The sequence below is a fragment of the Pedobacter sp. BS3 genome, from assembly GCF_008274585.1.
Lineage (GTDB): Bacteria > Bacteroidota > Bacteroidia > Sphingobacteriales > Sphingobacteriaceae > Hufsiella_A.
This window is the reverse complement of sequence record NZ_VTRT01000002.1, coordinates 386,911-399,522: the sequence shown is the minus strand read 5'-3', so window position 1 is coordinate 399,522 and position 12,612 is coordinate 386,911. Positions and strand designations below refer to the sequence as shown.

10 protein-coding genes are annotated in these 12,612 nt (G+C 45.0%); 8 read left to right on the top strand and 2 right to left on the bottom strand.

Features of this window, described 5'->3' with window-relative positions:
• Position 1: 1 nt before the first annotated feature.
• Entirely contained in the window at positions 2 to 769 is a 768-nt protein-coding gene (locus FW774_RS07395) for an ABC transporter permease subunit (RefSeq protein ID WP_149347532.1), read from the top strand.
• A 115-nt stretch (positions 770 to 884) separates the two neighbouring features.
• Here FW774_RS07395 and ung read toward each other — a convergent pair whose 3' ends face one another.
• Positions 885 to 1,562, bottom strand: coding sequence for a uracil-DNA glycosylase (ung, locus tag FW774_RS07390; RefSeq protein WP_149347531.1), 678 nt, complete (start codon positions 1,560 to 1,562; stop codon positions 885 to 887).
• Positions 1,563 to 1,643: 81 nt separating this feature from the next.
• Here ung and FW774_RS07385 point away from each other — a divergent pair, with 81 nt between their 5' ends.
• The gene (locus tag FW774_RS07385) at positions 1,644 to 2,186 is read left to right on the top strand and encodes a DUF2892 domain-containing protein (RefSeq protein WP_149347530.1); all 543 of its coding nucleotides are present in this window, start codon (positions 1,644 to 1,646) and stop codon (positions 2,184 to 2,186) included.
• Positions 2,187 to 2,371: 185 nt separating this feature from the next.
• Here FW774_RS07385 and FW774_RS07380 read toward each other — a convergent pair whose 3' ends face one another.
• Positions 2,372 to 2,587 (bottom strand): hypothetical protein, encoded by a 216-nt coding sequence (locus FW774_RS07380; protein WP_149347529.1) that lies wholly within the window; start codon positions 2,585 to 2,587, stop codon positions 2,372 to 2,374.
• Positions 2,588 to 2,825: 238 nt separating this feature from the next.
• Between FW774_RS07380 and FW774_RS07375 the strand changes: the two genes are divergently transcribed.
• From FW774_RS07375 to rpe, 6 genes are all read left to right on the top strand, one after another.
• A complete protein-coding gene (locus FW774_RS07375; protein ID WP_149347528.1) occupies positions 2,826 to 3,728 on the top strand; it encodes a phosphodiester glycosidase family protein in 903 nt (300 codons plus the stop codon).
• 162 nt (positions 3,729 to 3,890) lie between these two features.
• Positions 3,891 to 4,850 (top strand): FecR family protein, encoded by a 960-nt coding sequence (locus FW774_RS07370; protein WP_149347527.1) that lies wholly within the window; start codon positions 3,891 to 3,893, stop codon positions 4,848 to 4,850.
• Between the two features lie 179 nt (positions 4,851 to 5,029).
• Positions 5,030 to 8,470 (top strand): SusC/RagA family TonB-linked outer membrane protein, encoded by a 3,441-nt coding sequence (locus tag FW774_RS07365; protein WP_149347526.1) that lies wholly within the window; start codon positions 5,030 to 5,032, stop codon positions 8,468 to 8,470.
• A gap of 16 nt (positions 8,471 to 8,486) precedes the next feature.
• The gene (locus tag FW774_RS07360; protein ID WP_149347525.1) at positions 8,487 to 9,938 is read left to right on the top strand and encodes a SusD/RagB family nutrient-binding outer membrane lipoprotein; all 1,452 of its coding nucleotides are present in this window, start codon (positions 8,487 to 8,489) and stop codon (positions 9,936 to 9,938) included.
• Positions 9,939 to 9,971: 33 nt separating this feature from the next.
• Positions 9,972 to 11,678 (top strand): DUF5689 domain-containing protein, encoded by a 1,707-nt coding sequence (locus tag FW774_RS07355; protein WP_149347524.1) that lies wholly within the window; start codon positions 9,972 to 9,974, stop codon positions 11,676 to 11,678.
• 262 nt (positions 11,679 to 11,940) lie between these two features.
• Positions 11,941 to 12,612 (top strand): ribulose-phosphate 3-epimerase, encoded by a 672-nt coding sequence (gene rpe, locus FW774_RS07350; RefSeq protein WP_149347523.1) that lies wholly within the window; start codon positions 11,941 to 11,943, stop codon positions 12,610 to 12,612.

Genomic DNA, 12,612 nt, shown 5'->3' with positions numbered 1-12,612 from the left:
CATGCTGAAAATTGCCAAATATATTATCCTGGATATCATCAGGAGCAAAGTGCTGATAGCGTATACCGTGTTGCTGTCCATTATTTGCCTGAGTATTCTTATGGCCGATGCCGATGTAACCAAAGGACTTGTCAGTATTACAACAGTGGTAATGATCATTGTTCCGCTGGTAAGTATTGTGTACGCTACTACCTATTATTTCAATACGTATGAGTTTACGGAATTGCTGGTTTCGCAGCCCGTTAGCCGGACGGATATATTAGCCGGAAAGTTTATAGGCATCGGTACAGCCATTTTAGCGGCTTTTGTGATAGGCGTTGGTTTTCCGGTAGTGCTGTTTGCCTTTTCGGTTACGGGATTAATGCTGATGGTTACGGGCAGCCTGCTAACGCTGAGCTTTATTTCGCTGGCCTTTCTGGCATCTACTGTTACACGTGATAAAGCTAAAGGCATCGGCCTGTCGCTGATGATCTGGTTTTACTGCTCCATTATTTTTGATGGCATTGTGCTGCTGTTTCTGTTTTCGTTTAGCGATTATCCGCTCGAAAAAGCGCTTATTGTTCTTACCGCCCTGAATCCCATTGACCTGGCTCGGATACTCATTCTTTTACAGCTGGATATTTCTGCCTTAATGGGATATACCGGCGCATTGTACCAGAGCTTTTTTGGCAGCGGTTACGGCATGGTCTTTTCATTGCTGATGCAGCTAATCTGGATTATTGTACCCCTGTGGCTGGCATTACGGATATTTAAGCGAAAGGATTTGTAGCTGTTGCGTGTTATGAGTTACGGGTTATGTGTTACCAGTTATGTGTTATAAGGCTCGCAACCCGCAACACATAACTCATAACACATTATCCTTAAACCTTCTACCTCCCGCCTCATCACGTAATCTGCCAGTCAATAGGCTCCTGGCCGTTTTCCTGTAGAATAGCGTTGGTTTTTGAGAAATGCCGGCAGCCGAAAAAGCCGTGGTCTGCAGAATACGGCGACGGGTGTGCCGCTTTCAGGATATAATGCTTTTTAGTGTCAATAAGAACCTCTTTGGATTGGGCGAATTTTCCCCAAAGTAAGAAGACAATGCCAGAGCGTTTTTCAGAAAGCTTATGGATGGCCGTATCGGTAAATTCTTCCCAGCCCTTATGCTGATGTGAGCCCGGTTCGCCGGCCCGTACGGTAAGAGTAGCGTTCAGCATCAGCACACCCTGTTCTGTCCATTGGGTCAGGTCGCCATGCGATGGATAACGGAATCCGGGAATATCATCCTGTAATTCCTTGTAAATGCTCCGTAAAGAAGGAGGGATGGCAACACCTTTTTGCACCGAAAAGCACAGTCCGTGCGCCTGCCCTTTACCGTGATAAGGATCCTGCCCGATGATGACAGCTTTCGTTTTATCAACCGGCGTGTGATTAAATGCGTTGAATATCAGTGAGCTTGGCGGGTAAATCACCCGGCCTTCGGCTTTTTCCTGTTGTAAAAAAGCTTTCAGGTCTTTCATGTATTGTTTATCAAATTCTTCCGCTAAAAGCTCTTTCCAACTGTCTTCTAATTGTATTGCCATAATTCGAACAGGATTTTGTTAAACCATTAAATAAGCAGATATTTGCGGTTCTAAAAATAACAGAATTAGATTGTAAATACGATGCCAAATTATATCAGATTAATTATTTCTTTCGCTTTGTTAGGTGCTGCGGTTTCCTTGTTTGTATTTGGTCACTGGGGATGGGGCATACCGGCCATTCTGCTTGCCCTTATTGTGTTTGTAACGTTCTTTTTCAATGAGAATATGCTCATTGCACAATATTATCTCCGTAAAGAAAATATGGATAAAGCCCAGGAATGGTTGAACCGTATTACCAACTACGAAAAACAATTGCTGAGGGCTCAGCACGGTTATTACAACCTGCTTATCGGTTTAATTGAATCGCGGAAAGCGCCAATGCAGTCCGAAAAATATTTTAAACGTGCCCTTTCATTAGGTATGACCATGGACCACAACGTGGCATTGGCTAAACTGAGTCTGGCCGGAATAGCCATGGCAAAACGCAATAAACGAGAAGCGACCATGTACCTGCAGGAAGCTAAAAAGGCCGATAAAAATAAATTGTTAGCCGAGCAGATTAAAATGATGCAGGGACAAATGGTTCAGATGGATAAAACCATTATTAAGGGCGGATACCGGTAGAAGTTGTAGGTTATAGCTTTTATAGCTTATGGCTTATAGTTCATGGTTCATAGCTGAAAAGGCAGAAGGCGTAAAGCGAAAAGCGCTGCACAAGTATAACAGAATAACACTTCCAAAATCTCTCTCCAAAGGAGAAGAGTCGGGGTTGGCTTATCGCAATACCCAATACTCATTACCCAATACTCTCATTTATCTTCCAGCTTGTCGAACTCGTTTACCTCGTTATTTACACGCCGGCTGATGATATCTTCCTCGTAAGAGGAGATACTTTCAAACCTGAAAAATTGTCGTTCGGCCTGTATGCGCTTAATCAGGCAGTTAATAAATCCTAAATCAAAATCATTACGGCAAAGCCGGATAAGGTATTCTTTGTCTGTAATTTCAACGCTTGATGTAGTCATAGCAGTACATTTTGTGGTGAAGATAATAGTAGCATGTAAACAGAATATGTACAGGTATTTAAGATTCTGTTAAGGTTTATCTCCCAAACCTTCGTTTTGGCTTTGTTATTTCATTGATAAATAGCTTGTTATGGGTTGTTTTTAAGAATTGCGAAATAATTTTTTTCCTTCCTATGGTTGTTTGCGTCCTGAGAATTGTCCTGGATATAAATGCAATTCAAGAAAAGACCTAAAGCAAATGAAAAGAAAACTACTTTTAATTCCCTTTCTGTTAGCTTCTGTAATCTATGCAGGCTGTGGTAAAAGCGACAATCCGAAGATCGACAAACCGCCTGTTGTTGAACAACCGGCAGGAGAACAGACCGAAGCAGAGAAAAAAATTACAGCAGCCCAATGGCAGACTACGCAGGTGTCTGATGCCATCGTATGGAAATACTATCATTTTACCGATCTCTTTTCTGCAAAACAGAGTGTTACGGTTCTTGATATCGATCTGAATAATAAAAATTTAACCCTGGATATCCCTTATGTAAGCTCCGGCTTTTTAAAAACAAGCGAGGGGGCAACCATCGTAAGTGCTGCAGCTGCCATTAATGGTGGTTATTTTAATACCAGCACCGGCGGTTCTACGGTTTTTTTCAAAAAAGATGGCCAGGTTATAACGCCCACAAAAAGTGGTTTTACTTCTTACCGTGAAAATGCGGGCATGACCATTGATAATAGCAGGACGGTATCTGTTATTGCCAAGCCGGCTGCCGGGTGGACTACTGTTTCTTCAAGTACCTTGCTGGTCTCGGGGCCATTATTGGTGCTTAATGACAAAATAATTGCCCAGGTTAGTCAATCATTTAATACAGAGCGGAATCCGCGGGCAGGAGTTGGCGTGACAAAAAGCAACCATCTGATCGCAGTAGTGGTTGATGGAAGAGCCGATGAGGCATCCGGTATGACAACTCCTGAACTGGCTGAGGTAATGAAAGCACTGGGTTGCCAAAGTGCCATGAATTTCGATGGCGGAGGGTCTTCAACCGCCTGGGTTAAAAACCATGGAGTGGTAAACTATCCCAGCGATAATAAAAAATTTGATCATGAAGGAGAACGGGGCGTGGCAACGGTCATCGCATTCATAATGAGAAATTAAAAAGAATCATTCGGAGGTACGAACCTTGCTTTCAAGGTTTTTTTGCAAGCGCTCTGTTACAACTCAGAAGCGAAATTCCTCTCGATTCAAAGTTTACAAAAAAAAATTTCTATCCTATGGTTATTTGCATCATGAGAATTGTCTTAGTTAAAAGTGTAGTTCATGGATAGGAGAAAACTTGAAGAATTATTAGATAAATACAGTAAGGGACAATGTGATCCTGAAGAAGTTCAGTTACTGGAAAACTGGCTTTCCAACATGGATCGGATGACCCGGAATGAGCAGGTATTTACATCAGAAGACGAAGCGAAAAAACTGGAGCATACGATATGGCAATCGTTACATATTGAAAAATCAAATCATCGTATCAGCCGCCTGTGGCCGCTTATTGGTAAAACAGCAGCAATGCTGGTTATAGGCATCGGTATATTCATGGTTGCTAAAACGAAGTATGCCGGCAGCAGCTTATTTGCCAGGGCTGTTACCTGGGATACCATCTCTGTTCCGCAGCAGGCTATTAAACGGGTTATGCTCACCGATGGTTCGGAAGTGTACCTGAATGCCGGTTCAAGTATCCGCTATTCGTCTGCTTACGGTACAGAAAAGCGTGAGGTTGAGCTGCTATTCGGCGAAGCCCGGTTTGATGTGGTTCATGATAAAAAACATCCTTTTATTGTACATAGCGGAGGCCTGAAGACCTACGTTTTGGGAACACAGTTTACAGTAACAGCCTATCCTTCGCTTAAAAAGATCCACGTAAGTGTTAACCGGGGCAAAGTATCCGTATTAAAAGATCAGCAGCAGATAAGTGTATTAACCCAGGGGCAGGAGGTAAATTATAACCTGCTTACCCATGTGGCTGAAAGGGGAGAAGGCAAAATATCGGCATTTAATCCCGAGGCGCAGAGCAGCATGCTGAATAATTGCTCGTTTAACGAGCTTGCCTTGCGCATAGAAAATGCATTCGGTTATACACTCATCGCAAAAAACAAGCTTATAGAAACGTATAAGTTTACCGGTGATATACGCTTTGGCGAACCTCTGCCCGGTATCCTGAAAAAATTATGCGCTATCCACGGAAATCAATTTTCCATAGCCGGAAAGGAGGTTTATATGTATTAACGCTACTCAGAAACCCCGTTCATTTCCTGGAGAAAAGAATTCTGTCTGCCCGGCCAGGCAGACAGAAAGATTGGTAAACCGGCGTCCTCCCTGTCAAGTTGGCACCGGTGTTTTCAGATTTAATCACTAAAAACTATTCAAATATGATAAAAAATAATCCGATTTATTGGATAAAAATCATGAAAATTTCCTTATTGTCGTGCGCTATTGTAGTGTGTGTAACAGGTTTAATCAGTGCCAGTCCAGCCTCGGGACAAAGTGCGCTGAAAACAGAGATCTCTGTTAAAATCAATGCCGGAACTCTTGATAAAGCTGTCGAACAGCTTCGTTCTGCCACTAACCTAAGCTTTTATTACGATGCTGATGTGTTAAAGAAATATCACATTACAGCACATGAATTTAACAGGCAGCCGGTAGCTAAAGTATTGAACAGCATACTGCCACAAAATAATCTTGTTTTTACCGAAAGCGACGGCAGTATCATCATCAGCCAGCAAGCTAAAACAGCAAATGCCGACCCTGGAAAGATTGCCGGTAAAATTGTTGACGAAAAAGGCATCCCATTACCGGGCGCCAGTGTAAAAGTGGTTGAGATTAATAAAACCGTTACATCGAATGTGGAGGGTAATTTTTCCATTGTATTAAATCCCGGTACCTATACCGTAGAGGCCCGTTATATTTCGTACCAGCTTAAAAGCTTTAAGGGTGTACAGGTAAATGCCAAAGCAACAACTACCCTGAACATTACATTGCAGCCTTCTTCGCAGGAACTGAACCAGGTGGTTGTAACGGCTTTAGGTATAAAACGCGAAGAAAAAGCATTAGGATATGCCGTTACCACGATAAAAGGCGATGAACTGATGGATGCTGTTTCGAACAACTGGACGGATGCCTTGACCGGTAAAGTGGCCGGTTTGAACCTGATCAAATCGGGCGATGGCCCTGCCGGATCCAACAGGGTGATATTACGGGGCGAAGGCGCTTTGAATGGCGATAACGATGCGCTAATTGTGGTAGACGGCGTTATTGTGAACAGCAAGATAACCGGGCAGTCGGGCAGTGCTTACCTGGATTCCCAGGAATCGCCGGTAGATTATGGCTCCGGCTTAAGCAACATTAACCCCGAAGACATTGAAAGTGTAACCGTATTGAAAGGTGCAGGTGCATCGGCCCTGTACGGTTCAAGGGGAGCAAACGGAGCTATTATTATTACTACCAAATCCGGTAAGGCAACGCCGAAAAGTATCGGGATATCCTTTAATTCCAATGCTACGTTCGGTACCATTAACCGCTGGCCGGATTACCAGTATGAATATGGTCAGGGCGCTTCGGGACAGGATCGTTATTATTCATGGGGCGCAACTGCAGACGGTGCCAGCACCCGCAGCACCGGCGATGCCTGGGGTGCTAAGTTCGATGGACAAAGTTATTTCCAGTATGACCCGGTAACGCAGAAAGGCGGAACTGAGCGTACACCCTGGGTTCCTTATCCAAACAACCATAAGGACTTTTTTAATACTTCGAAAACATTCACCAACAGCTTGAGCATATCGGGCGGCAATGCAAAAACTACGGCACGCTTATCGTTCACTAATCTGGAAAACGAGTGGATTGTTCCTAATACCGGTTATACCCGGAATTCCATTGCTTTATCAGTTAATCAGAAACTTACCGATAAGTTCCAGATAACCTCACAAATCAATTATACCAATACGTACAGCGATAACCTGCCGTCAACCGGTTATAACAATAATACCATTAACTACTTCATGATTGGCCTGGATCCAAGTATGGATATTAACTGGTTTAAAGATTACTGGGTGCACGGGCAGGAAGGTATTACCCAGAATAAACCTTTCAGCAGTGTATTTGATAACCCGTATTTACAGGCTTATGAGATGTTGAATAAGTCAAACCGGAACGGTATTGTGGGTAACATTATGGCTACCTATAATTTTTCCAAAAACCTTAGCCTGATGGCAAGAACCTCAACCGATCTGTACAGCGAAGCTCGTTCACAGCAACGGCCTAAGGATACACAACGGTTCAAGCAGGGAATGTACCGTACGCAAAATATTGTAGCCCAGGAGCTTAATAGCGACTTCTTGCTGCGTTACAGTCATTCATTCGGTTCAAAAGTGAAAACCAATTACTCGCTGGGAGGTAGTCACATGAGCAACCGTTATAACCGGGATGAGCTGAGGGCAGACCAGCTGAACTATCCGGGCATCTATAATTTTGCAAATAGCCTGGTTGTTCCGGTTGCTTATCCATATCAAAGCCGTTATACGGTAAACAGCTTATATGGTTTGGTTCAGTTCAGCTATAACGATTACCTGTTCCTGGATGCAACAGGGCGTAACGACTGGACCAGTACGCTGGCAACAGTTAACTCAACGGAGAATGTATCCTTATTTTACCCTTCGGTAAACCTGAGCGCTATCCTGTCAGATATGGTAAAACTTCCCCGGGAATTTTCTTTTGCCAAACTGCGGGCGTCATGGTCGAAGGTAGGCGGTGGAGGCACTAACCCTTATTTAACCAGCTACGCGTATAACCAGGCAACCGGTTTTCCTGCCGGTTTAAAGAACCCGACCGCAATTGCTAACGAGAACCTGAAACCATTTTTATCCACTACCATAGAGTTGGGAACAGACCTGCGTTTCTTTAAGAACAGGTTGGGTGTGGATGTTGCAGTGTATCGTAAGAGAACCAACAGGCAAATTATCACAGCTCAGCTTGATAGAGCATCAGGTTATTCCGGCGTTATTTTAAACGGTGGCCTGGTGCAAAACAAAGGACTCGAAATAGAGGCTAATGGTTCTCCATTTAAAAAGAAAAACGGGTTTAGCTGGACAATAACAGGAACATATAGCGTTAACCACAATAAAATATTGTCTTTACCGGATAGCACCATTGTAATGTATACCGGGCCACGGGGCACAATGGAGGCCCGTGTGGGCGGAAGCTTAGGCGATATTTACGGGCAAGGTTACCTGCGTTCTCCGGATGGACAGATTGTGTATGATAACCAGGGATATCCCATATTAGACCAGAATTCCAAATTGCGGGGTAACAGTAATCCCGATTGGATGGCGAGTATTAAAAACGACTTTTCCTATAAGCAATTCCGGTTAAGCGTATTGTTCGACGGGCAGTTTGGCGGAATGGCATATTCACTCACCCATGTACGTTTGGCGCTTAGCGGAAAGTTAAAGGAAACCCTTCCCGGACGCTACAATGGTATTATTGGCGAGGGCGTTGTTCAGAACCCGGATGGCTCATATCGTAAAAATGATATCGTAGCTACCAATATACAGGCTTATTATGCAGCCCACTATGTAGCTGATAATGTGGAATCAAACCTGTTCAGCACCTCCTTTGTAAAGCTTCGTGAAGCCCGCCTGGATTATACGCTTCCGGTAAAATTTAATAAACGGTTAAAGCTGCAAAATGCGGCCATAGGTGTATTTGGCCGTGATTTATTTGTGTTTAGCAAATGGCCGGCCTTTGATCCCGAGTTTGGTACGCTGAATAACGGCGACATTACCCGTGGGTTTGAAACCGGGCAGTTTCCATCAACCCGCACATTTGGCGTGAATTTAAAAGTTGGGTTTTAGCATTAATTTATTGAGTATGAAAAGAATAAAATTAGTTATAGGCACATTTCTCATTCTGGCAACGGGTCTTATGCCGTCGTGCACCAAAGATTTTAGCGAATTTAATACAGATCCTAACCGTGCCGCCGCAGCTTTACCGCATAACCTGCTGGCTCCGGCTATATACGATGTAGTTTCGCGAAACAATACACGTGCCTTGCGCATAACCAACGAGCTGATGCAGGTACATGTTCCCTTATCAGATGGTGACCAGATACACCGGTATATTATCCGGCCTACAGAATCAGATTATATGTGGAATAACTGGTATTTGCAGTTAACCAATTTTAAGGATATGTATGCCGGGGCCGAGCGCATTAACCATAAATCATACATGGCCATTTCGCTTATTTGCCAGGTATGGGTATCATCGCTGATAACCGATATGTTTGGCGATGTACCCTATTTTGATGCAAATCTGGGTCGTGAGAATATTTATAAGCCAAAGTTTGACGCACAAAAAGATATCTATGCAGATATGTACGCCAAGCTGGAAGAAGCAAATACGCTGCTGGCTGCAAACCAGGCTATTGACGATAGCCAGAAATCATCCGACCCTTTGTACAATGGCGATATTTCAAAATGGCGCAAGTTTGGCAATTCCTTGTACCTGCGTTTGCTAATGCGTGCTTCCGGCGTAGCCGAATCAGGTGCAGTAGACAAGATCAGGGAAATGATTGATGTTAATCCGGCTAATTACCCGATTTTTACCAGCAATGCCGACGCTGCCATTTTAAAATATACGGCTAACGATCCGTTAATGTCGCCTTTTGCCACCTATCGCGATCTGGATTTCAGCACCGGCAACTCCCTGTCTGAATTTTTTATCAATACACTGAATAATTGGAATGACCCGCGGCGTGCCGTATGGGCTACCAAATATGGCGGCGAATACATCGGCGTTCCCAGTGGTTTTCCAATCGGGCAGGTTCCGGCGCCGCGTTCCCGGTATCCGTCTTCATTAAAAACCGAACCGCTTTTAGGCAATATTATAAACTACGCCGAAGTGCAGTTTATTTTAGCAGAGGCTGCCCTGAAAGGCTACATTGCCGGCAATCCCAAAACGTATTATGATGCCGGAGTAGAGAATGCCATCACCATGTGGGGCATAGCCCTTCCGACAGGATATTTATCCAGTGCAACAATTATTTACAGTCCGTTAGCAACACCCGAGGCTAACCTGGAGAAAATTATCACCCAGAAATATTTTACGTTCTTCTTTACCGATTTTCAGCAGTGGTATGAATATCGTCGTACAGGGTATCCGGCACTTCCCAAAGGCGACGCTTTACAGAACGACGGTATTTTACCTACACGGTTTACCTATCCGGTATACGTACAATCATTGAATCAGGCCAATTACCGGGCTGCGGTTGCTGCTATGGGCGGTTCTGATGATATGAAAACCAAAGTCTGGTGGAATAAATAGTTATCAATCTGTTAAAAGTTAATGTAAACAGCAATGAAAAAAATATTGAACATGATCTTACCCGTCCTGGTGGTTATTACCTGGACGTCCTGTAAAGATAATCCGGAGTTTGCCAAGGGTACGCCGGGACCCACCATTTCCCTGGAAACACTCAGAAACCTGTATAAAGACAGTGATATTACCTTAAGCCAGGATGCCATGAATGGTGCGTATCGCATTTCCGGTATCGTAATTTCTGATGCTGCATCAGGCAATATACCGTCGGGCAATATTGTTGTGCAAAACACTGCCAGGGGAGCTACCCGCGGTATAACTATTCCATTAGGAACGGCTACCGTGCCGGTTGCCCTGGGCGATTCAGTCATAATTAGCGTAGTAGGCAAACGCCTGGTTCGCGTTAATGGCGCCATGCAGCTTACAGGTGTAACAGCCGGCGATATTACCGTCGTGTCGTCAAATAATGTGATATCCAGCCGTCAGGTAGCATTTACTACACTTATTTCAGCCTTTTCTGATTACGAAAGTACGTTAGTGCAGGCTGTTAACGTGAATATTGATCCCGTGCCTGCGCCCAACGAAACGTACAGCGGAGATAAGCAAATGAACGATGGCGCTTACCTGGTTACCTTACATACCGAACCAAGTGCCGTTTTTGCAAATGAGAAGATTCCCGAATACGCTATATTCACGGGCATTGCCCTGATGAATACCTCCGGGGTACAATTATGGATGCGTAACCAGCAGGACGCTGTTGCTGTGCCCCAGTATGTGGTAAGTGATTTCGCCGGAACTACATCCGGATATGCCGATGGCACGCTGACCACTGCGAAGTTTAAAAGTCCCGAAGGAATAGAGTTTGATCCACAAGGTAACCTGTACGTTGCCGACAGAGGCAATAACCGCATCCGTAAAATTGCTCCCGATGGTAAAGTAACCACCTTGGCAGGAAGCGGTACAGCCGCCTTTGCTGATGGTACCGGTTTGGCCGCATCCTTTAATGGCCCCTGGGATTTAACAACTGATACACAGGGAAATGTGTATGTTGCAGACCAGAATAACCAGCGGGTTCGTAAAATTACCCCGGCCGGAGTAGTAACTACATACGCAGGCAGTGGCATAGCAGGTTTGGTTAATGGCGCTGGCGATATTGCCCAGTTAAACAATCCGCTGGCTATTGCTTTTGATAAAATTACAGGCAATATTCTGGTTGGAGAAAATGCCAATCACCTGATACGCCGGGTAGCACCAGACCGTGTGGTAAGTACGTTTGCCGGTAATGGTTCCGGATTTGCTGACGGCGTGTGGTACGAAGCCCAGTTCAAGCAACCTTCGGGGGTGGCGGCAGATGCACAGGGGAATGTATACGTTGCCGATCGTGCCAATCATCGCATTCGTAAAATAACTCCGGATGGTATGGTAAGCACGTTAGCAGGGGCCGGTACAGCAGGCTCTAACGATGGCTCGGCTGCAACCGCCCGCTTCAATAACCCGTACGGTGTAGCTGTAGATGCTCATGGAAATGTGTATGTTGCCGATTTGAATAATCATAAGATCAGGTGCGTGTTAACATCAGGCATTGTAATAACCGTTGCCGGAACCGGCACAGCCGGAAGCACTTCCGGTGCCGGTAATGTGGCACAGCTTAACCAGCCAACTGATCTGGCCATTGCTGCGGATGGAAGCATTTATGTGGCAGATTTGTCGAATAATAAAGTCAGGAAAATTACGCCTGTAGATTGAGATAGCTAAACAGCGGGCGCCCGGAAAGCCAAATACATCAGGATGAATCATCCGGCGATGTAGCACAGGCTTTCCGGGCGCTTTTTTATTGGGCGGGTTTGGGGTATTGAGATTTGTACAATAAAAGAATAGCCGAAGCATTTTAGCGTTCCTGGCGTAAATTCTTTTAGATCGTAAAGGTTCGTTTGATGAGCAGTAACGGGTTTTTGCTGAACACTCGGCCCGTTTTTCTATCCCCGGCAAAAACAATATATTTGAACCCATGAAGCACCTTATCGCTCCCTCGGTTTTAGCCGCCGATTTTGCCAACCTGCAACGGGATATTGAAATGGTTAACCAAAGCCAGGCCGACTGGTTCCATATTGATGTGATGGACGGCGTTTTTGTGCCCAATATTTCGTTCGGGTTCCCGGTAATAGAAGCCATCAGAAAGCATGCTGCCAAGCCATTGGATGTACATTTAATGATCGTTGATCCCGACAGGTACCTGGCGCAATGCCAGAAAGTCGGCGCTTCGGTTATAACCGTGCATTATGAAGCCTGTACGCACCTGCACCGTACGGTTCAGGCTATCAAGGATCTGGGCTGTAAGGCCGGAGTTTCGTTAAACCCGCATACGCCGGTTGCCCTTTTGCAGGATATTATCCAGGATCTGGATCTGGTGCTCATCATGTCGGTAAACCCCGGCTTTGGCGGACAAAAATTCATAGAGCGTACGTACGATAAGATCCGGGCGCTCCGCAACCTGGCTGCCGGACGTAACGACAGTCTGCTGATTGAAGTTGATGGCGGTGTAGGGCCGGCAAATGCGGCAGCCTTGGTTCAGGCCGGTGCCGATGTACTGGTAGCCGGCAACGCTGTTTTCGCGGCAGCAGATCCCACCGAAGTGATAGCCGGTTTAAAAAACGTGTCACCTCAAATTCAACACGCTTAA

Bases quoted from the DNA above. Each gene is read 5' to 3' on its own strand.
- FW774_RS07395 (WP_149347532.1), top strand. From the start codon at position 2: ATGCTGAAAATTGCCAAATATATTATCCTGGATATCATCAGGAGCAAA.
- ung (WP_149347531.1), bottom strand. From the start codon at position 1,562: ATGGCAATACAATTAGAAGACAGTTGGAAAGAGCTTTTAGCGGAAGAA.
- FW774_RS07385 (WP_149347530.1), top strand. From the start codon at position 1,644: ATGCCAAATTATATCAGATTAATTATTTCTTTCGCTTTGTTAGGTGCT.
- FW774_RS07380 (WP_149347529.1), bottom strand. From the start codon at position 2,587: ATGACTACATCAAGCGTTGAAATTACAGACAAAGAATACCTTATCCGG.
- FW774_RS07375 (WP_149347528.1), top strand. From the start codon at position 2,826: ATGAAAAGAAAACTACTTTTAATTCCCTTTCTGTTAGCTTCTGTAATC.
- FW774_RS07370 (WP_149347527.1), top strand. From the start codon at position 3,891: ATGGATAGGAGAAAACTTGAAGAATTATTAGATAAATACAGTAAGGGA.
- FW774_RS07365 (WP_149347526.1), top strand. From the start codon at position 5,030: ATGAAAATTTCCTTATTGTCGTGCGCTATTGTAGTGTGTGTAACAGGT.
- FW774_RS07360 (WP_149347525.1), top strand. From the start codon at position 8,487: ATGAAAAGAATAAAATTAGTTATAGGCACATTTCTCATTCTGGCAACG.
- FW774_RS07355 (WP_149347524.1), top strand. From the start codon at position 9,972: ATGAAAAAAATATTGAACATGATCTTACCCGTCCTGGTGGTTATTACC.
- rpe (WP_149347523.1), top strand. From the start codon at position 11,941: ATGAAGCACCTTATCGCTCCCTCGGTTTTAGCCGCCGATTTTGCCAAC.